This is a genomic window from Candidatus Ichthyocystis sparus, from assembly GCF_900078745.1.
Taxonomy (GTDB): domain Bacteria; phylum Pseudomonadota; class Gammaproteobacteria; order Burkholderiales; family 2013Ark19i; genus Ichthyocystis; species Ichthyocystis sparus.
In genome coordinates, this window is sequence record NZ_FKII01000080.1 from 32,813 (window position 1) to 54,629 (window position 21,817).

The following is a 21,817-nucleotide window of genomic DNA, read 5'->3' on the forward strand; positions in this document are numbered from 1 at the left end:
TAATGCAACTATGGTCCAGCCGAACACCACTAGCTACCAACATAGTTTCATTGGTGTGCTCGATTGTCAGTATGGCGTGTAATGATTAAACTCCGTTGATTATTAATTGCATCACCCTTGTGATATTTTTCTGCTAATTTACAGCAAATGCATGTGATTACTTCTAGCTTTCCTTATTCTATAGCCTCTTGTTCAGGTATTGCTCTTAGGATAACTACAATCGTCACGGATCATTGTTAATGAAACAGCTACGCGCCGACGTACATGATTTTGAACAAGTAATCACCCAAAACTGTGCTTTATTAAATAATTTAACAAATACAGCAATACTGTTTTAATAATGTAATTGTCGATATGGAAATTACCCTTTCTGGGTGCCATGAAAAAAATCCTAAAGTAGGACAACCACTTAAGTTGATAACAAGAAAAAATAACAGTAGATACACTACTCTACACCAGATAAACTCATCCTAACTAATAGTTGTGTGTTTTTACTCTGCTAATAATTTTCGTACTGTTTTCTAATATGCCAATCCCGATCTGTTGTTATCTATGTCCTGTATTTTTACTAGATTAAGTTGTCGGCATATTTCTTATTAGCAGAGTTTTTCCCATTACGAATATGTAATGTCATCTAGATATCCAGTAGGGGGGATAAAAGACTCACTATTAGTCTACAACGTACGATATGATGTCGGTTACAGTACCGAACTCGTTATTCCAAAAACTAACCTCTTTTGAGCATCGATGAGAGTAAATAGTAATGATATATTGTAATGGCTTTTGTGAAGCTAATTCATTTTTGCCATGCTTTCAATTCAGAATGAATTTTTGTGCTCGTTATATTTGAATTGAAGCTGTGATTTTTTATTTACATATAAATAATAACCAATATCGTATTGCAACCTGCAATCGTCTTTGTACTTACTATATCCAATATAAATAGTTTTTTTGTCACATACAGAATAATAGTGATCTAGGTTGGAAGCTCCTTAACAACGAGGTTACCGCACGTAAAAATCTTAACCACACAAGTCCTATTGACCAGATTGTAATAGATCACTAGGTAAGAATAAACAACATCGCTCTTGTAGTGCCTATTTTTATATTTTATGGGATACATCAACCAACCAGACAACAAATGCCCTCCAGAAATTAGTCTTGAACTTTGCTCCAATTATCTATCTAAAACAAATTTCCCATCCATACACCTGTATTATTCGTGATGTTTTACTATGCTGTTTTGTTGCTAGATATGTTTTTTTTATACGTTAACTATTATTAAACTGACAAGCTTCATAACAGAATATACACCAGCCCATATAGAACTGTACTAAACGACATTTTTATGTGCCCAAAATCAATCGCAAGTACGCAATCTACCCTTGCCGAGACTACATATAAGTGTATTATCACTACGTCCGGGGACTTGCTCTAATGAGGACAATTATCAAGCAACACTTTGCCAAGTTACATTATTAGCACTAGAGATAAGTTTACACTCAATTGCAATTCCACTGCCTTAGGATTACGTGACCCATCTTAGTGCTACTGGAAAGTGCATTGCCCTTGGATGCAACCACTATCCTAGTGTTATTTTACAACTGACTACCTAACTTACATAAGTGACTTGATATTTGTGTATCGCGAGGGTAGCGTCCTTATATTTTATGTAGCCTAATACAGTAAAGACTTCATCTAACACTTACTCTCACTACAAATTTAATATTTCTTATATTACTGTTCCTTCTACTGTATCTATCATTTTCATCGCTAATTTTTCTATTCACTATCTCCTGCACTATTTCTAATCCTGATCTTGCTCTCCGGTCCTTAGTCTATCTAACTCTAGAACTAGTATCCTCGCTCTTAATCTTGCTTTCGATAACTCTATCCTCAGTTTTATCTCTTTTATTCTTTCTAGAGATTTATTCCTATTTAGCTCTTTCAGTTTATTTTTTTTCTCCTCTATCTCTGACGCTGTTGCTCCCGATATCATTCTACCTGCCATTATCTCTCTATCTAGATTCATCGAGCATACTCTCACCCGATCCAACTCTAGACCTAGGTTTTGCTCTTGTGTTCTTACTAATCTTAGTTCTAACTCTAGCTCTTCCCTGGTTGCTGCTGTTCTTGTTTCCTCTCCCACCTCTCTAGATCTCTCTAATCCTATAGCTCTCTCTAGTTCTAGTTCTAGCACTCTAATATTCATTTCCATCTCTCTTTCTTCCGCTAGCTCTCTTCTCATTCTTGCTGATCTCTCCTCCAGTAGAGCCCTTGTTCTTTCCGCATTTTCTCTCCTTAATCTTTCCGCATTTTCTCTCCTTAATCTTCCTCTTGCCGCTCTTTTTTCTAGTGCTAATCTCTCTCTTGCCGCTTTTTCTTCTAGAGCCAACCTCTCTCTTTCCTCTCTCTCCCTCTCTACTTTTTCTGCTTTTGCTCTTTTTTTCTCCGCTTTTTTTCTCTTTCTCTCTGATATAGTTTCCTGTCTTTCTTTTTCTATTTTTTCCTTCCTTGCTGTCTCTTGCTCTTTTTTTAACTTCCTAATTAGTTCTTCGTTTCCAATTCTCGCTATCCCTATAGCCCGCTTAAGCTTTAGTTCTATGGGTATCAGCAGTTTTAGTTCTATCGACAGCTCCAGCTCTAGCTCCCTTACTCTAACTCTCACTCTTTCTAGTTCTAATGTTAGCTCTACCTCTTCTTCATTTACTTCAGTTGATGCTTCCCTTCTCAATCTATCTAATTCTAGATTTTTTTCCACTATGTTTACCACTCTCTCTAGATCTCTCTCTCTCTCTACCAATCTCTCCATCTCTACTCCTAGCTCGCGAGCGCTTGCTATTATTGTCCTCGATTCTGCTAGTCTTGAATTTATCTCCATCTGCCTTGTTTTTACTTTCTCTGCCTCCTTCTTGCTTGCTCCCGTTGCTTCTAGATCTATATCTTTTGCTAATAGTTCATCTAGCTCTCGTTCTAGGCTTTCCACTTCCGCTACTCTCTCTCTTGCTCTTCTCAGCTCCATCTCTATACTTCGTTGTCTTATCCTTACTTCTTCTAGCTTTACTGCACTTTCTCCAGCTCCCACTCTATCTAGTTCTTTCTTTCTCGCTCTAACTTTCCTTAGCTCCCTTTTCATCCTTCGCAAGCTTGATGATGGTGTCGTTCCCAGAATTGAGCTTATTTCTCTCTTTTTCTCTGTGATTGCTCTTAACTCTTTATCAATTTCTTCCCAGCTTGACTGTATTGCTGTCTCTGGTTCTCTTGTACTTGTTCCTACCCTATTCTTTACTTTCCTTAGATTTGTCTCTCTGAGTTTAGCCGTACTTAGAGCTACTGTTATTCCTTCTTCCAGCTCTCTCCTTTCTAGTCTTGCTTTTGATCTAGCCAATCTCTGACTTCTCTCTTTTTCCGATTCTGTTTCCGATTCTGTTTCCGATTCTGTTTCCGATTCTGTTGTTTCTGAGTCTATTATTATTGTTGCAGAAGGCATTGCTGCTGTGGGTGATTTTATACTACCCATAAGAGCTTGTATTAATTCTTCACTAGTTGCTATAAGAGAGTTAGTATCTTCGTAATTAACGCCAGCTCCATCTTGAATTGCACTAGACCTTTCTAATTCTTGATTGTGCAATAAACTTTCTCTAATTGCCGAAAATTGATCTATCATTTCTAAAACGACATTAGATTGTGGAGAGCCATAAAACATGCCTCGACGTAGCACTTGACCAGGTTGCATACCCAACGATTGTGCTAAATCTGGTGCCAATATGAACCCTTCATCAGAATCTTTCATACTCTGTTCTGGTGCGCTTGATTCTTTACTACCAGTGATATCTTCACCTTCTACTAATCCCGGTACTAACGCAAAAGGAGGTGCTTCTACGCTATCCATCAGCGCTTGTATCGTCATTGCATTAGATTCAATAAGATTAAGAGTCATAAGGGTGGTGTTGAGTTGAATGGCAGAACTAGTTCCCTCTCCCGACCCGCGGCGAAGCAGCTCTTCCTGTTTTTCTAAAAGTTGAGCTACTAAAGCTGATATATAGTAAGCCTGTGGGGAGCCATAAAACATACTTCTAAATATCATTTCACCAGGTTGCATTCCCAACGCTTGCGCTAAATGTTGATCTAATAAAAATCCTCCTGCCTCAGCAGATATTGTGCTTTGTTCTAGTGATAATGCACTTGATTGCTGTGCTTGTCTATCCACACTACCTTGCCTACAGCCATCCTCAGGGCTACTTGCTGCACTATCTGTACTACTTAATTTTCGTTTCATTGGCATGGAGTCCTTATTTTCTTGTTTTTTCTTCTGTTGTTGATGCCATACGCTGTAGGCGGTTCCTCCTCGGTTAGGTCAAGCTTATTTTTTATAATATGCCTTTCAGAACATACTTGACCTACGCTAATAAAAAATTATTTCAATAAAGACATACGGTCCGCACATATATAAAAGAATAACTTTATCAACTACAAAGACATAGCTTCTATAAGCTAGCTTTAACTTCATATAAGCGGCACACACTATGCTGAATCAGTAAAAGCTCACTTTCAACTAGTATTGCCCCGTAATACATTAGATTCTGTTATTACAGTTATCCTTTATAGGCTTACTTATAGAGCCAAATTACGAATCTTTGTTATATCAGTGCAGTTTTCTCGATTTTTTAAAATCTAGACTAGTAAAGAATACAATAATATAAAAACTGTAATTTATTTGATACTTTTATGTGTACTATTAAAGATTTTTAATGTAATCATTTTAAATATTACAAGTAATTATTGTTTATGCAATCTAAATCTAATAGCACCAACAACAAACTAACCAATTTTCAATTAATTTTGTTTCACTTTCAATACATAAAGCTGAATGGCCGTATCTACACTCTAATGCACATGGTTTTGTACTCTTATTGGTTCACCAGAACATTGTTAACTACCAATGCAGTTTCCAGTTTCATTGGTATATGTAATTGTTGGTATGGCGTTTAATAATAAAACACCATTGTCTATTAATTGACTAGTTTCTGTGATATTATTCTGCTCATTCAGATAATGGGATTATCTGCTAGCTGCTGTTATTGCTCTAGAATTACTTGTTAGAGTGTTGCTTCTAGGATAATTGCGGTAGCCTCTAATAATTTATTAATAAAGCAGTTATGCGTGAACACACCTGCTTTTGCATAAGCAGGACCTCGACACTATGATATATAACTCTATAAAATAACTTAACAAATACAACAATATTGTTTTAATAACGTATTTGTCGATATAGGAATTTCCTTACATTAGTGTACTACGACCAAAATATTAAAGAAACAATATCTAAAATTAATACAAAAAATTAATGATAGATATACTATTTTATGCCAAATAAACTCTGTCTAACTAATAGACGTATGTTTTTGCTCTGCTAAGAATTTTTGTGCTGCTTCTAATATGTCAATCCTGACCTGTTATTATCCAGATCTAGCATTTTGATCATATGAAGTTGGTAGCTATGTGGCTTGTTAGTACAGCCTTGCCTATTGTCAATAAAGAAAGAGTGTGGTGCCTAGATCACGAGGGGTAAGAGATTCGCTGTTGGTTTATGATATATAAGAAAGAGAGTGCCATTTGCAATGCCTAACTTGTTTTTCCAAAGCTAACCTTTTTGAGCATCGATGAAAGTAAATAGTAATGATATATTGTAATAGCTTTGGTAAAGCGACATTCCATAATTTAGTTTTGCCTTGCTTTCGATTAAGAATAAATTTTTGTGCTCTTTATATTTGAATTAAAGCTGTAACCTTCACATATAACTAATAATCCTGATCGCATTGCAACCTACAACCATTTTTGCACTTACTATATCTAATATAAATAGTTTTTTTGTCACATACAGAATAATAGTGATCTAGGTAAAACTTTTTCTAAAAGATTACTGCACGTAAGAACCTTAACCATATAAATAAATTCTATGATCTAGTTTCCCCCGTACTTGCTTTTAGCTGTATGCATCTCTTGTGTCAGTACAAACTATATACATAAATTGAAGTCGTTTTCCCAAATTAATCGCGTTTGCGTCTGTAACGCATCCTCAGTATACGATACCAGATAGCTATATATTACCAAGGAAGAACAATAAATACCGTTCTTGTAATTTATGTTTTCATATTTTATAGGGCACACCACTTCCCCAGACAACGGGGGTTCTACATAAATTAATTTTGAACTTTGCTACAATTATCTACCTAAAACAAATCTTTCATTCACACTCTTACTTATTCATGATGCTTTATTATACTGCCCCGTTGCTGGACCTTTGTTACTTACGTAAATTATTGTTGAAACAATACTCTCCTTAACAAGGTACATACTAACCCAGGATTGTAGCAGCCGGCATTTTGAACTTTGTTGGTCTATTCTCAGTTTCAAGTACGTAATCCACTTCCTTGCAGGTATATTATTTACCTCCTTAGTCTGGAGGGTGCTGAAGCTAATTTTAAGCAACAACTTTACCAAATTAAATTCCTAGAATTAGGGCTAAATTTGCACTCAATTACAACCTCACCCCAGGGTTATGTAACTCATTCGGGTGCCGTCGGAGAGTACATTATCCCTAGATGTAACCACTCTCATGTCGTTGTTTTACAATTGGATACCTAACTTACATAAGTGACTTAATATTCGTATCGCGATAGTAGCGTCCTTATCATTTATATAGCCTAATACAGTAAAGACTATACCTAACACTCACTCTCACTACAAATTTAATACTTCTTCTTTCTTCTATTACTGTTCCTACCACTGTATCTATCATTTTTATCACCAATCTTCCTATCTCCTCTACTATTTCTAATCCTGGCCCTGCTTTCTGCCCCTTAGTACTTCTAACTCTAGGACTAGTATTCTAGCTCTTAATCTTGTTTTTGATAACTCTATCTTCAGTTTTAGAGCCTTCATTCTTCTAGAGATCTACTCCTATTTACTATTTAGCTCTCTTAGACTTACAGAGCATATTCCCACCAGATCTAATGATACCTAGGCCTAACCCTTGTGCTCTCACTCCGTCTAGTTCTAACTCTAGCATTTCCTGGTTTCCACCTATATATATTTCTCTCTAATCCCATAGCCATTCTAGCCCTAGCTCGAGATCTCTAGTCTTTATTTACACCTCTCATTTTCTTCGCCTCTCCCCCTCACTAATTTTTCTATGGCTGGCCACTCTTTCTTCTAGTACTGTCCTCTCTTTTGCCTCTCTCTCCTGCTTTCTTTCTCCCTCCCTATCTTTTTCTCTCCTCTAGCTTTCCGTTTTTTCTCCGCTATTTTTTCCTTTCTTGCTTTCTCTTGATATCCATGCTACCTGCGAAATTTCTCCGCTAGCATCCTTCTAACTTCTGCTTTAACCTTTAGCTTTTCTCTCCATCCCTCTAGTTTTTTTAAGCTCTAGCTCCACAGCCATCAGTGGCCCTAGTTACACCAATAGCTCCAGCTCTAGCTTTCTTACTCTTACTCCCTCTAGTTATAATGCTAGCCCTACATCCTCTTTGTTTGCTCCAACTCTTGCTTCCATTCTCAATCTATCTAGCTCTAAATCTCTTTCCTCTATGTCCACCATTCTTTCTCTACCAACTGCTCTAGCTCTATTCCTAGTTCTCAAGCGTTTGTTACCATCGCTCTTGATTCTATTAGCCTTGAATCTATCTCAATCTGCCTTGCTCTTACTTTTTCTACCTCCTCCTCGCGTGCTCCTGTTACCTCTAGTTCTACCTATTTTGCTAATAGTGCATCTAGCTCTCGTTATAGATCTTCTACTTCTGTCACTCTATCTCTTACTCTTTTCAGCTCCACCTCTATCATTTCCTGTCTTACTCTCACTCCTTCTAGCTCTACTGCATTTTTTCCAACCCCCACTCTATCTAATTCCTTCTTTCTCGCTCTAACTTTCTCTAGTTCTTTTTTTATCTCTTGCACGCTTCTTAATGGTACCGTTTCCAGAATTGCGCTTATTTCTTTTTTTCTCTAGAACTGCTTTTAACTCTTCATCAATTTTTTTCTGGCTCTACGGTACCGCTACCTCTGGTCCTCTCGTACTTGCTCCTACCCTATTTTTTACTTCCCTTAGATCTGTTTCTATAAGTTTAGGCATACGTAGAACTACCACTATTTCTTGTTCTCGCTCTTCCCTTTCTAGTCTCTCTTTAGATCTAGCCAATCTACGACTTCTCTCTTCTTCTAATGTAGAAGGTACTGTCTCTGCAGGTGCTTCTATCTAGCTATTAGAGCTTGCAATAATTCTTCGTTAGTTACTACAAGGGCAGAGCAGTGTCTTCGAAACTAAGACTAACCTCTCCTTGGGTTACAACATCGGCTCTTTCTAATTCTTGATTGCGCAATAAATCTCTCTGAATTTCTGAAAGTTGACTTGCCATTTCTGATACTACACGAAACCGTTGTGTGCTATGGAACATACCTCGAAATAGCCCCTCTCCATGCTGCATTCCCAGAGCTGATGCCAAATGTGGTGCCAACACACGAACCCCAAGAGTCTATAGCACTCTGCCCTGTTGTAACTGGGTCTTGCCCATGCAGCGCACTTTGGCTTTGCCCACGCTGCGCGCCTTGGTTTTGCCCGTGCGATGCACTTGGGTCTTGCTCATGCGGTGGGTGCACTTGGGTCTTGCCCATACTTACCTAGCCATAGTTCTAGCTCCAGTTCTATTACTCTTACTTTCGTGTTTATTTCCTCTAGCCTAAGCATTAGTTCCAGCTCTTTCTCGCTTGATTGCGCTCCTGCTTCCTTTCTCAATCTATTTAGCTCCATTTTCTTCTTCCCAATATCTATCCCTGCCTCTATTGCTGTCCTTTCTGCTACCAGCCTACCCAGCTCTAGCTCTATCTCTATACTTCCCCCGGGTACTGCTATCATTGCTCTCAATTCGGCTAGATCTATCTCTACCTTTATCTCCCTTTTTCTTACTTCATCTAGCTCTTCCTTGTTTGTTCCTGTTTTTTCTAGATCTAATTCTTTTGCTACTAGTATCCCCAACTCTTGCTCTAGATCTTTTACTTTTGTTTCTCTTTCTATTGTTTTTTTCAGATCTTTCCTTGCTCTTGTCTCTTTAGTTCTTATTTGACCCATTAGTATTATTGAATCTGCTCCCGCTCGCTTCAGTTCTTCATACCTTGACACCATTCTATTTAGCTCTTTCTCTATTTCTTGGAGATCTTTTGATCTCGGTCCTGCTATCACTTTCCCTATTTCTCTTCTGATTGCTTTAATGATTCCTAATTTGTTCTCCGCATCTTTTTCCCCCGAGCTTGATGACGCCGTTACTTCCAGCTCTTTCACACTTTCTTCTACTTCCCCCTTTACTCTTTCTAGCTCTGCTTTTCTACATATAGCTATCCTTATAGCTACCTCCACCTCTCTTTCTCGATCTTTCGTTTCTTCCTCTTCCTCTTTTCTTCTCAGTTTTTCTGTTTTTTCTTGCTCTTTCGTAACCAACTTTACTTTTCTTCTTTTCTTCTTTGCTTCCTCCTCACCTTTATCACTCGGTTTATCTTTCTTTTCTTGCTCTTTGGCGAGCATTTTTTCTCTTCTCTTAGCAGCTGCCTCTTCCTCTTTTTTTATCAATCTTTCCTTTTTTTCTTGCTCTTTAGCAAGCAGCTTTTCTTCTCTTTCTCGCTCTTTAGCTAGCAGATTTTCTCTTCTCTTAACAGCTTCCTCTTCCCTCTTTCTCTGTTTTTCTTTTTTTTCTTGTTCTTTTATGACCGCTGTTGGTGTTTCTATGCTACCTATCAGAGACTGCATTAATGCTGCATTGGATCTTATAAGGACAGTAGTATCTTTGTAACCAACTTCTTCTCTAATTTCTTCCTGAATTAAACCGGCTCTTTCTAGTTCTAGATTGCGTAATAAACCTTCTCTAATTACAGAAAGTCGATTTATTATGTTTAAAACGGTATCATACTGTGGAGTATTGTAAAACATGCTTCGACGTAGTGCTTGACCGGGGCGCATTCCTAGCTCTAATGCTACATCTTTTGCCGATATGACCCCCTTCTCATGGCCTCTAGCACTCTGCGCACTAGCACCTGCAGTCTCTACTGCTCCCGGTGCTTGCCAATACGCACTAGCACCTGCAGTCTCTACTGCTCCCGGTGCTTGCCAATATGCATTAGCACCTGCAGTCTCTACTGCTCCCGGTGCTTGCCAATATGCATTAGCACCTGCAGTTTCTACTGCTCCCGGTGCTTGCCAATACGTACTAGCACCTGCAGTTTCTACTGCTCCCGGTGCTTGCCAATGCGTACTAGCACCTGCAGTTTCTACTGCTCCCGGTGCTTGCCAATACGTACTAGCACCTGCAGTTTCTACTGCTCCCGGTGCTTGCCAATATGTATTAGCACCTGCAGTTTCTACTGCTCCCGGTGCTTGCCAATACGTACTAGCACCTGCAGTTTCTACTGCTCCCGGTGCTTGCCAATGCGTACTAGCACCTGCAGTTTCTACTGCTCCCGGTGCTTGCCAATACGTACTAGCACCTGCAGTTTCTACTGCTCCCGGTGCTTGCCAATGCGTACTAGCACCTGCAGTTTCTACTGCTCCCGGTGCTTGCCAATACGTACTAGCACCTGCAGTTTCTACTGTTCCTGGTGCTTGCCAACACGCAGTATTTTCTTCTACCACCTCTGCCGGTACTACTTGAAGAGGTGCTTCTATACCACTAAATCGAGATGCTTCTACGCTATCCAGAAGCGCTCGTATCGTCATCTCGTTAGAGGCCATAAGAGCAGAATCACGATCGCTAAGCTGGACGGCAGAACTAGTTCCCTCTCCTGATGCACGACTAATCAGTGCTTCATGTTCTTCTAAAAGTTGAGCTGCCAAACCCGATACAAGAGGGGCTTGCGATGTACCATAAAACATACTTCGAAATATCCTGTCACCAGGACGCATTCCCAATGATTGTGCTAAATGTGAATCTAATATAAATCCTCCAGCATCAACAGACACTGCACTTTGTTCTAATTCCAACGAACCTGATGGTTGTGCTTGCTTATCCACACTACTTTGCCCGTAACCACCCTCAGGGTTATTCGCTTCACTACTAGTTAACTTTCTTTTCATTAATATAGCCCTTATTTTCTTGTTTTTTTCCTTCTTCTATTGATGCCTACGTTACTCGCTGTAAGCAGACCGTCCACATGACATGTAATACCGAATTTGTTTTTTTTATTTAATATGCCCCTTAGAACATACTCGACCACATTAATGAAATACCCCCAACAACACAGACTCGCGCATATATGAGATAAGAAACAACTTTATCAAACTAACAGAGACCAGTAACCATAAATTAGATTTAACTACATCTAAGAAGCACAGACCTGCCATGCTGAGTTAGTGAAAGCTATTTTTCAACTAGTATTGCCCCGCATACATTAGATTCAGTCATTGCAACTATCTTTGCAGGATTACCTACGAAGAAATTATGAGTCTTTATTAATTAGTGTAGTTTTCTCAATTTTTTGAATCTAATTTATAAAAGAAAAACGCGATATAAGGACTGTAATTTATTTGATATTTCTATGTGTACTTATAAAGATTTTTCATGTAATTATCATCAATACTAAAAGAATAGTTGTTGTTTAAATATATCTACATTTAACAGCATCAGCAGCAAATTAGTTAACTTTTAACTAATCTTATTTCAGTATCTAAAGCAGAATTACTGTATCTACACTTTAATACATATGGCTTTATACTCTGGTTTATTGCTCCCATAATGCAACTGTTGGCTAGTCGAACACCACTAACTACCAATACAGTTTTATTAGTGTATGCGATTGTCAGTATGTAGGTTAATAATTAAACTCTATTGATTATTAATTGTCTTGCTCCTGTGATATCTTTCTGCTTCTTTACAGCAAATGTACGTGGTTACTCCCAGCTTTCCGTACCTCAGGTTAATACAAGAAAAAAATAACGGTCAGTATACCATTCTATACCAGATAAACTACGCCCAACTAACAGTTGTATGTTTTTACTTTACTGAGAATTTTTGTACTGCTTCTAATATATAAATCCCGACCTGTAGCTATCCAGGTCTGGTATTTTGATCAGATTGAGTTGATGGCATATTTCTTATTAGTACAGCTTTGACTCTTGTTAATGAAAACGGAGTAGCATCTAGATCACGAGGGGTAAAAGACCAACTGTTAGTTTATAATCTACGAGATAGTGTCATTTACAATGCCGAATTTGTTCTATTAGGGCTAGATCTGCACTCAATTACAACCTCACCCCAGGGTTACGTAGCTCATTCGGGTGCCGTCGGAGAGTACATTATCCCTGGATGTAACCACTCTCATGTCGTTGTTTTACAATTGGATACCTAACTTACATAAGTGACTTAATATTCGTATCGCGATAGTAGCGTCCTTATCATTTATATGGCCTAATACAGTAAAGACTATACCTAACCTCACTCTCACTACAAATTTAATACTTCTTCTTTCTTCTATTACTGTTCCTACTACTGTATCTATCATTTTTATCACCAATCTTCCTATCTCCTCTACTACTTCCAATCCTGGCCCTGCTTTCTGCCCCACAGTACTTCTAACTCTAGAACTAGTATCCTAGCTCTTAATCTTGTTTTTGATAACTCTATCTTCAGTTTTAGAGCCTTCATTCTTTCTAGAGATCTATTCCTACTTAGTTCTTTCAGTTTATTTTTTTCTCCTCTATCTCTGACGCTGCTACTCCCGATATCATTCTACCTGTCAAATATTTCTCTATCCAGACTTGCCGTGTGTGTTTTCACTCTATTTAACTCTATTCCTAGATCTGGTTCTCACGTTCTCTTACTGCAACCAGCCTCCGCTCTAACTCTAGTTTGGCTATTCTTTTCTCTATCTTTTTCGCTATCAGTTTTCCCTAACCATAGTCCCCCCTAGCCCCAGTTCTAGCGCTCTTACTCTCACGTTTATCTCCTCTACTCTAGTATAAATAAGCATTAACTTTTAGTTCTCCCTCCCCTAATTTCGCTTTTGCTTCCTTTTTTAATCCATTTAGCTCTATTTCCCTTTTCCCTCTATCCATCATTGCCTATACCTCTTTCTTTTTTTGTTACAAATTTACCTGGCTCTAGACTTCTTCCGTTTGTTGCTCTTAATTTCATCTATTTGTTTCCATCTCTTTTCCTCGACCCTTCTTTACTGACTTCTACTCCTTTGCTGCTGCCCCTTCTCTTCCTTTTTTCTTGCTTTCTCACGTTCAGTATGGACTTAGATTTTTCCAATCTCATCAGCCTTTCATTTTTCTCTTACTCCATTTTCGTTGGCAATTTTTTCAATTATGTTTCGTATTATCCTACTGCCATTGTAGGTACTGCTACTTACGGTGCTTCTATGATGCTTCTCAGAGCTCGCATTAATTTTTAATTAGTTGCTCTGGTGCAGTCGCACATTATCTTCGCAACCACTACTAATTTCCTTTTGGATTGTACTAAATATTTCTAATTCTTGATTGCGCAATAAATCTTCTCGAATTTATAAAAGTTGACTTACTATGTTTAAAACAATATCAGATTTAGGAGTACCGTAAAACATACTTCTATGTAGTGCCTGACCAGATTGCATTACCAGCTATTGCGCCAAATTTGGTGCCACTCTCCATCATAATTTCTTGTACTCTGTTCTGGTGCATTTGGCACTTGCTCGAATGCAATACCTATACCACCTACTACTATCACCTCTGGTGCATTTTGCCCTTGACCACACATAGCATCCACGTCTCCCGGTATCACTGCAAATGGAGGTGCTTCTTAGTTATACAGCAGAGCTTGTATTGTTGCTGCATTAGATTTAACAAGAGAAAAAATATCAACGCTGCCGCTGGATTGGGCTGCAGAACTAGTTATCTTTCCTAACTTACGGCGAAGCATATTTTACTGTTCATCTAAAAGTTGAGCTGCCAAATATGGTATGTGAGAAGCCGTGAGGGGTGCCATAATTCTAAATGTCCTTTCATTAGGTTGTATCTCCGACGATTATGCCAAACGTGGTGCTAACAAGAACCATCCTTACTTGGCAGATCCTGTACTTTGTTCCTAATTCTATTGTCGTACCTACTTATCTACATTATTCTCTCCATAATCACCGTTATTACTACTTGAGCTACTCAATTTTCGTTTCATTAGTTAGAATACTTATTTTCTTGCTTTTTCTATTGATACCACATATTGTAGGTAATACTTCCTACTATCTCAATACACCTCCTAGAACACATGTATATCTATGCTAACAAAAAATACTCTTAACAAAAACATACATGCCAATGCACATACAAAAAATAACTTCGTCAACTGCAGAGATAGATGCATAGCATCTATGCTTTATGCCTAATCAACATACATAAGAAGCGAATACACCTAGCATACTGAGTTAGCAAAAGCTCTTTTTCAACTATGTTTAATGCTCCATTACTTTTGATTTTGTCCGCAGCGTTCTCTTTCTCTTTTATGTACCTCCAGTTTTGTGAATTCCACAAATAATTTCTTGCCCCCTATTTTTTATCGTTTTTGTTTTCAGTATTGTTATCGTTTGTTCCCTCTTCTTCTTCCGATTCTTGCATTGCTACCACTTCTGTTGATACCTCAAATGCTACTACCTTGTCCGACTTTCTCTTTGCTTTTGCTCCTTCTGATTCCCCTAGAGTTAGATTTGCTACTCTCGTTATTTCCTCTTCCCTGGCTTTTCTTATTATCTCTGTGATTTCCAGAGCTAGATATGTTATCTTCCTCTCTATCTCTATCTTTTTCGCTATCAGTTTCCCTAGCCGTAGCCACAGCTTTAGCTCTAGGACTCTCACTTTTGTGTTCACCCCCTCTAGTCTCAGCTTTAGTTCTAGCTCTCTCTCGCCTGCTTCCGCTCCTGATTCATTTTTTAATCTATCTATCTCTATTTTTCTTTTCCCCATGTCTATTGATTGCTCTATATTTGTTATTTTAGCTATCAGATCATTTAGCTCTAGCTCTAGATTTTTCTCATTTACTACTATTGCTCTTAATTCAGCTAAACGTGTCTCTATCCTCATCTCTCTCATTGTTACTCTATCTATCTCTTCCTCTCTTGCCCCTCTTTTCTCCAGATCTAATTCGTTACTTACTAGTATCTTTAGATACTGCTCTAGCTCTTTCACTTTTATTTTGCTCTCTATTACTTTTCCCAGTTCTCTCTCTACTGTTATTTTTCTGGATTTTAAGTAATCTATCTCCATTGCAATCTTTCCTGCTCCCGCTTCCTTTAGTTCTTTATATCGTGCTCTTGATTTCTCTAGTTTTTTCTCCATTTCCTGCTGATTTTCTGATATCGGTTTTACCAACACTCTCCTTAGTTCTCTTTCGGTTGTTTTTATCGCCCGTAGCTCTTTCTCCAGCGCTTGTTTTCTCGAGCTTAGTGATCCTGTTATCTCTATCCCTTCAATGATTTTTTTTACCTTTTCTTTTACTCTCTTTAGCTCTGCCTCTCTATGTCTAGCTATACCTAGATCTACCTCTATTTCTTTTTCTCTCCTCTTCGCTTCTTCCGCATCATATCTCTTTTTCAGTTTTTCTCTTTTTTCTTGTGCTTCCATCTCCAGTCTGATCCTAGATTTTTCTAATCGCTTATTTTTCTCTTCTTCAAATTTCGTTAGCAACTTTTTATTCGATTCTGTTTTTTGCTCCCCCACTGCTATTGTAGGTACTACAACTGAAGGTGCTTCTATGCTACCCACCAGAGCTCGTATTAATTCCTCGTTGGTTGCCATAAGAGCAGCAATATTTTCGCAGCCAATACTAGTTTCATCTTGGATTGCACCAGATATTTCTAGTTCTTGATTGTGCAATAAGTCTTCTCTAATTGCTGAAAGTTGACTTACTATTTTTAAAACGATGTTAGATTGTGAAGTGCCATAAAACATACTTCTACGCAGCACTTGACCAGGTTGCATTCCTAGCTCTATTGCTAAATCTGGTGTTAACATGAACCCTTCATCATGGTCTATAGTACTTTGTCCAGGTGCACTTGGTACTTGCCTAAGCGTAGTATCCACAACCTCTACTGCTACTCCCGGTAATACTGTAAACGAAGGTGATTCTATGCTACCCATCAGAGCCTGCATTAATTCTTCGTTAGCAGCTATAAGAGCAGCCGTATTTTCGTAATCGACGCTAATTCCTTTTTGGGTTGCACTAGCTATTTCTAGTGTTTGACTTATCAATAAATTTTCTCGCATTTCTGAAAGTTGGCTTACTAGTTCTAAAACTACATCAGATTGAGGAGTACCATAAAACATGCTTCTAAATAGCCTTGCACCAGGTTGCATTCCCAGCTCTATTGCTAAATCTGGTGTCAACATGAACCCTTCATAAGAGCTCCTAGTACTCTGCCCCGTTGTACTTGTTACTTGCCCATGCATAGTATACGCATCTTCCATTACCACCATCTCTGATGCACTTGGCTGCCCATGCATAGTATATGCATCTCCCATTACCACCATCTCTGATGCACTTGGCTGCCCATGCATAGTATCCTCACCTTCTATTACTACTGACGGTACTACTGCAAGTTGAGGTGCTTCTATGCTATCCAGAAGCGCTCGTATTGTCGCCTCGTTAGAGGCCATAAGAGCAAGATTATAACCGCCATCGCTAGGTCGGACTGTAGAACTAGTCCCCTCTCCTATTTCTCTACGAACTAGTTCTTCATGTTTATCTATAAGTTGAGCTGCCAAACTTGATATACGAGAAGACTGAGGGGTGCCATAAAACATACTTCTAAATATCATTTCACCAGGGTGCATCCCCAACGCTTGTGCTAAATGCTGGTCTAATACAAACCCTTCCGCATCAGCGGATTCTGTATTTTGTGCTAGATCTAGTACACTTGATGTTTGCATCTGTTCATTTGCACTACCTTGCCTATAATAGTTACCCTCAGGACTACTCGCTTCACTACTTGTGCTACTTAATTTCCGTTTCATCAGTATAGAGTCCTTATTTTATTGCTTTTTCTATTGATAACACATTCTGTAGACAAACATCTTTGCTTCCTACAGTTGGTACTAAACTTGTTTTTTTAATTTAATATGCCTTTTAGAATACACGCACATATAAAAAAATAGTTTCATCAACTATAGAGGCATAGCATATGGGTTACGCTTGACCAACATACAAGCGAGGCGAACACACTTAGTATGCTGAGCTAGTAGAAGCTCAATTTCAACTAACATTTATCTACATACATTAGGTTTAGTTATTGCAATTACGGTTGTAGGCTTAATGATAGCCAAATTGGGTATTCTCTATCAATCACCGCACTTTATAAGTTTATAGATAATTTTTTAAGTTTGCTTATTAAATATTAGGAAAATTGTAATTTATTTGGTATTTATGTTACGTATGAGATGAAATTTTTTAATGTGGTTATTCTGATAAAATATGAATTTCTCGTAAAAACAATTACTTACTTAAGAATAAGATATCCGTAGAAAACCAGTTTTATTTTTGCATGCTCTTTTTCAAGAACTGATACGAAATGTATGCACCCACTCTTCTATAATTAATACCTGCTATATCTATCTCTCATCAAGGAGTATTTCCGGCAGCAGTGATATAAATGCACACCAAATACCGTACACACTACACCACGAACCAGCATCAGGCATTTCAGCGCATAAATATGATTGCCCCCATTATATACCTATGCTGATCCTAATCTATATTATTATTTTACTGCAGGTAATTTGGCTCACTTACATTTTTTGACTTTAGTCACATTAGTGCGGAATATTTATTTTTTACGGCTGATACAACACAGTGATTGGGTATTCATTCCACAATTTTTTCATACTATCATCAAATGTGACCCATTATGGTTCTGTATGAATTTTTGTGATGCTACTACTCCTTCTACTATTGCTCATTGTAACGCTTCTGCAGTTTATGTATCCAGCCCCCTTACCGTTTATTATTCTTCTTATATCTCCACCCTCATGCCAATCCACATATAATTATTAAATTATTAAATATTGAAAAATATGATAATTTATTTGGTATTTACAATGTGTACGAAATGAAATCTTTTAATGGAGTTAGTTTGATAAATAACATTAATTTCTTAGAAAGAACAATTATTTGTCTAATAAAGAGGTCCATGCAAACATGGAAAATTATTCTTATTTTTTTGTACGATCTTTTTTAAGAATTGAATCAAAATTTACGCACCTACTCTTCCATAATTAATATCCATTCTATCAGTTTCTCATCTCACCAAAGTCTATTCCAGAAGCAGTGATAAACATGCACTCAACACCCACGTAATCAATAGTGGACTACGCACCCGAGCTCCAGTGTTAAGCACTTTAGCGTATTCTGAGATGATTGCCCCTTGCATACCTACATCAATCTCTATTATTATTTTATTGTGGACTATCTGGTTTATATTTGCATTGCTTTTGACTTTCGTCCCATTAGTGCAGAAATATTTATTTTTCTAAGGTCGATTAAACGCAATATCTCTAGTTTCTCCATTTCATACCCTAAAATTTCTTCTCTCCTTTATCAAGAACGCTACAGACTTATTGTGAGTCTGTAGTTGTTTTTTCCGCTGCTACTACTGCTACCACTTCTTCCATAACTTCTTCCACCACTTCTTCTCTAACCATCAATTCTACAGCTTCTACTATTACTCCTTCTAATGTTTCTCTCATTTCCTCGTCTACTTCCCTTACTACTACCGCTGATTCACTTGATACTACCTCTTCTACTATTTCTTCCAGTACTTCTTTTATTCCCACATCAACTGCCGACTCTACCACCTTTTCTGTTGTCTTTGAGTGTTCTCCAAATATCCTTCTTGTTTCTTCCAACGCTTCCTTCTTTCTCCTAGCTTTTTCAAGTCTCTCTGCATGCTCCCTCTCTATCGAGCGCATGCGCGCTTCCGCTTTAGCTTCTATTGTTGCTTTTTTTTCCTCCTCTTTCTTTTTCTTCTCCTCCTCTCTCTCTCTAGCTTGTCTTTTCATTCTTGCTTCATGTTTTGCTATTCTTCTTGCTCTGGCCTGTTCCACATCCTCTTCTATTATTACTACTGACCCTTCTGATTCTTCCGAATCTCCTACTACTAGTACGGATGATTCTCCTGATCCTTCTGAATCTCCTATTACTACTACTGATGACTCTCCTGATTCTTCTGAGTCTTCTATTACTATTACCGACTTCTGTTTCGGTGCTATTGCTCCTGGCGCTTCTATACTATCCATAAGAGCTTGTACCAACAGTGAATTGGATACTTCAAGAGCAACAGCATTTTCGAGATCTCCGGCAGTTTCCAGGCGTGCAGAACTAGTTCCTTCTCCTAGTTCACGGCGAATCATATTGTCTAAAATTTGATCTACCAAATTTGATACGAAACTGGCCTTTTCAGTGCCAAAAAACATTCCTCGTACCAGCAATTCACCAGGATTCATACCAAGAATCTGCGCTAAACTTGGATCCGGTACGAATCCTTCTGCTCTCTCTTCTTCTCCATGTTTCGATGCGTTGCTTGATGACAGTCCCCCGCTCTGAATATCTACATTATCTTCTACTTCTGCCGGCCCCTCTATACTTGACATCAGAGCTTCCAGTAGTAATTGGTTAGACTCCGCAAGACAAGGATCATATCCACCGCTAGCTCCTTCTTCTGATTCCCCATGAACCATATCTTCATGAACTTCCAAAATTTGATTTATTAAACACAACACATCACCAGTTCGTTCGGAGCCGAAAAACATACCTCGCACTAGTGATTCACCAGGACCCATTCCAAGTATTTGTGCTAGATGTGGTTCTAATATGAACCCCACTTCCGAGCTCTGTTCTAGTTCGCTTGAAGATTCATACTCGCCCACACTACCCTGTTCAATGCTATCTTTGGGGCTACTCGGCCCGCTACTTGAGCTACTCAATCTACGTTTCATAATTTACAGATCCCCTGTTTTTTTGTTCTTGTCAATGATATGCACGCAAACACGCAATTTGCTCTAACTACGAAGGATCAAGTGAGTAGATAGTATTTACCAGTACGTGCACAGCTACCTAACCATCCATATCTGTGCACAGCGGCTATCGTGCTGATCTAGCAAAAGATCTTCTTCAACTAGAAATATCTCTAACCAAATACATGTTCAGTTTCTATAATTACAACTACATACTTTGTTTGTATGTCAGATTAGTTTTTTATAGCTTAGCGTAGTTTCCTTAATTGTTTAGATGCAGGCAGACTAAGTAAAATAAAATGCTAGACTGTAATTTATTTGGTATTTGTTCACTGAAACTTCTTGTTAGACCGTTAATGACACTTTGTTTGCAAAATCACTGCCCAAAGATAGAATTATGCGTTGATATGCTATGGCAAATCAATTTATTTTTACCCAACCCTGCTTTAGTATTTGTATCTAAGACCGAATGATTTTACCCGTAATCTAATGAGCATTTTGTTTAAGATCAAGTTCCGTAATTTGCTATCCCTCTCCTTGTGTTTCGTATTTGTGTGGCTACTTAAATGTTGTATTGTATGTTTATTAATTAGTAATTATGGTTTGGGTTTACGTTGTCAATGGATAGTTAAATTTGATCAAGTGATAGACTTTGCACTCTGTTTAGTTGATCAACCATCTAAATATTAGCATTCGATGATACTAATATTGATGATGTTTGCATTGAGTATGGATAGTCTTTTTTGTGATATCTACATTTAGCATAGACATAACATTAACATTAATTTTATTATTTTGTGCTCCTCCTATTTTGATATTTACTCATAGCCATATGTAGGATGGTTTTTGGCTATGGCCGTTTTTATTATTTCTGATATCCCTATTCATGGTTGCTTTTAGTGTTAGTGGCATTTGCAGTTGATGCTAGTCTTATGAGTAATATATATTAATCATGGGAGCTTGTTTTTGAACAAGAAACCGCCAATGGTTTATTATACAAAATAATTTAATAAACATGACAATATTGACATTAAATGTTATATCTGCCGTTATAGACATTGCTTTGTGTTGGTAATTTTAGCCAAAAGCGCCAACATAAATATCCAAACAAGTCAATACAAGAAAAATTAACTGCCCTGGTCACCACTTTATGTCATATAAACATCGATTGAATGGTAGCTATAATAATCTTCTGGTGCTAAAAATTCTACCTGTATGTTTATATCATTATTGCAACTTGCACTCAGTCATATCTACTCCATTTTCATATAACGATTGGTAATGCCAATAACAAGATTCGACCTAACTTTACTATTTGCTAAGACCATTACATGATGATAGTTATAGATAATTCCCATAATCAAGCTAAAATATTTGGTACACCACAGTGAATATTATGCACAAACACTGCTAACAAGTACTAATAATGACGAACATGTAAATACCTCTGGTATCATTGGTAGTGTCTTGTAGGTGAGTGATGTATGCACACTAGTGGTAGAGCTATATAACATAGGCAATAAAAAAAAACCACCATATCACTTGACATAAGTGTAACTACATAGATGCTATCATTAATGCTGTTCCTGCGATGATAGTAGCATCAATGTTATTGATCCTACAAACAAGCATTCCCGATTAAATTATATTAAATACAAATAATCTAAATAGAGGTGATTATGTCCAATAATCGGTAAAGTTGCTTAATATATGTGTCATACATGCTATTGGTAATATTTCCTTCTATGAATTACTTGCCCAACTTATTTCATATACTAATACTAATCTTACATATTGTAATTTCAC

The 21,817-nt window shown here is 37.7% G+C and carries 11 protein-coding genes; 1 reads left to right on the top strand and 10 read right to left on the bottom strand.

Going from position 1 to position 21,817, the window contains the following annotated elements:
- Positions 1-1,807: 1,807 nt before the first annotated feature.
- The 3 genes from A6733_RS07780 to A6733_RS09185 form a co-directional block, all read right to left on the bottom strand.
- Complete coding sequence (locus tag A6733_RS07780) at positions 1,808-4,279, bottom strand: coiled-coil domain-containing protein (protein WP_092460771.1); 2,472 nt, start codon at positions 4,277-4,279, stop codon at positions 1,808-1,810.
- A gap of 3,225 nt (positions 4,280-7,504) precedes the next feature.
- Positions 7,505-7,642, bottom strand: coding sequence for a hypothetical protein (locus A6733_RS09180; protein ID WP_175330575.1), 138 nt, complete (start codon positions 7,640-7,642; stop codon positions 7,505-7,507).
- A 140-nt stretch (positions 7,643-7,782) separates the two neighbouring features.
- Positions 7,783-7,956 (bottom strand): hypothetical protein, encoded by a 174-nt coding sequence (locus A6733_RS09185; protein ID WP_175330576.1) that lies wholly within the window; start codon positions 7,954-7,956, stop codon positions 7,783-7,785.
- 8 nt (positions 7,957-7,964) lie between these two features.
- Between A6733_RS09185 and A6733_RS07785 the strand changes: the two genes are divergently transcribed.
- Complete coding sequence (locus tag A6733_RS07785) at positions 7,965-8,258, top strand: hypothetical protein (protein WP_092411357.1); 294 nt, start codon at positions 7,965-7,967, stop codon at positions 8,256-8,258.
- 33 nt (positions 8,259-8,291) lie between these two features.
- On the opposite strand, the gene A6733_RS07790 is transcribed toward A6733_RS07785, so the two are convergent.
- The 7 genes from A6733_RS07790 to A6733_RS08505 all read right to left on the bottom strand — a co-directional run bounded on the left by A6733_RS07790 (position 8,292) and on the right by A6733_RS08505 (position 19,993).
- A complete protein-coding gene (locus A6733_RS07790) occupies positions 8,292-8,516 on the bottom strand; it encodes a hypothetical protein (RefSeq protein WP_092403563.1) in 225 nt (74 codons plus the stop codon).
- A gap of 122 nt (positions 8,517-8,638) precedes the next feature.
- Entirely contained in the window at positions 8,639-11,116 is a 2,478-nt protein-coding gene (locus A6733_RS07795; protein ID WP_092460773.1) for a hypothetical protein, read from the bottom strand.
- Positions 11,117-12,369: 1,253 nt separating this feature from the next.
- The gene (locus tag A6733_RS07800; RefSeq protein ID WP_092411359.1) at positions 12,370-12,603 is read right to left on the bottom strand and encodes a hypothetical protein; all 234 of its coding nucleotides are present in this window, start codon (positions 12,601-12,603) and stop codon (positions 12,370-12,372) included.
- A gap of 569 nt (positions 12,604-13,172) precedes the next feature.
- Positions 13,173-13,298 (bottom strand): hypothetical protein, encoded by a 126-nt coding sequence (locus tag A6733_RS09750; RefSeq protein ID WP_278183845.1) that lies wholly within the window; start codon positions 13,296-13,298, stop codon positions 13,173-13,175.
- A 333-nt stretch (positions 13,299-13,631) separates the two neighbouring features.
- Positions 13,632-13,775: a hypothetical protein gene (locus tag A6733_RS09190; protein WP_175330582.1), complete on the bottom strand. Its 144-nt coding sequence runs from the start codon at positions 13,773-13,775 to the stop codon at positions 13,632-13,634.
- Positions 13,776-14,557: 782 nt separating this feature from the next.
- The gene (locus A6733_RS07805; RefSeq protein WP_092403378.1) at positions 14,558-17,017 is read right to left on the bottom strand and encodes a coiled-coil domain-containing protein; all 2,460 of its coding nucleotides are present in this window, start codon (positions 17,015-17,017) and stop codon (positions 14,558-14,560) included.
- 1,596 nt (positions 17,018-18,613) lie between these two features.
- The gene (locus A6733_RS08505; RefSeq protein WP_139057548.1) at positions 18,614-19,993 is read right to left on the bottom strand and encodes a hypothetical protein; all 1,380 of its coding nucleotides are present in this window, start codon (positions 19,991-19,993) and stop codon (positions 18,614-18,616) included.
- Between the last annotated feature and the right edge of the window lie 1,824 nt (positions 19,994-21,817).

Excerpts from the sequence above, each read along its gene's own strand:
- A6733_RS07780 (WP_092460771.1), bottom strand. The coding sequence starts at position 4,279 with ATGAAACGAAAATTAAGTAGTACAGATAGTGCAGCAAGTAGCCCTGAG.
- A6733_RS07785 (WP_092411357.1), top strand. The coding sequence starts at position 7,965 with ATGGTACCGTTTCCAGAATTGCGCTTATTTCTTTTTTTCTCTAGAACT.
- A6733_RS07795 (WP_092460773.1), bottom strand. The coding sequence starts at position 11,116 with ATGAAAAGAAAGTTAACTAGTAGTGAAGCGAATAACCCTGAGGGTGGT.
- A6733_RS09750 (WP_278183845.1), bottom strand. The coding sequence starts at position 13,298 with ATGAGATTGGAAAAATCTAAGTCCATACTGAACGTGAGAAAGCAAGAA.
- A6733_RS09190 (WP_175330582.1), bottom strand. The coding sequence starts at position 13,775 with ATGTGTGGTCAAGGGCAAAATGCACCAGAGGTGATAGTAGTAGGTGGT.
- A6733_RS07805 (WP_092403378.1), bottom strand. The coding sequence starts at position 17,017 with ATGAAACGGAAATTAAGTAGCACAAGTAGTGAAGCGAGTAGTCCTGAG.
- A6733_RS08505 (WP_139057548.1), bottom strand. The coding sequence starts at position 19,993 with ATGAAACGTAGATTGAGTAGCTCAAGTAGCGGGCCGAGTAGCCCCAAA.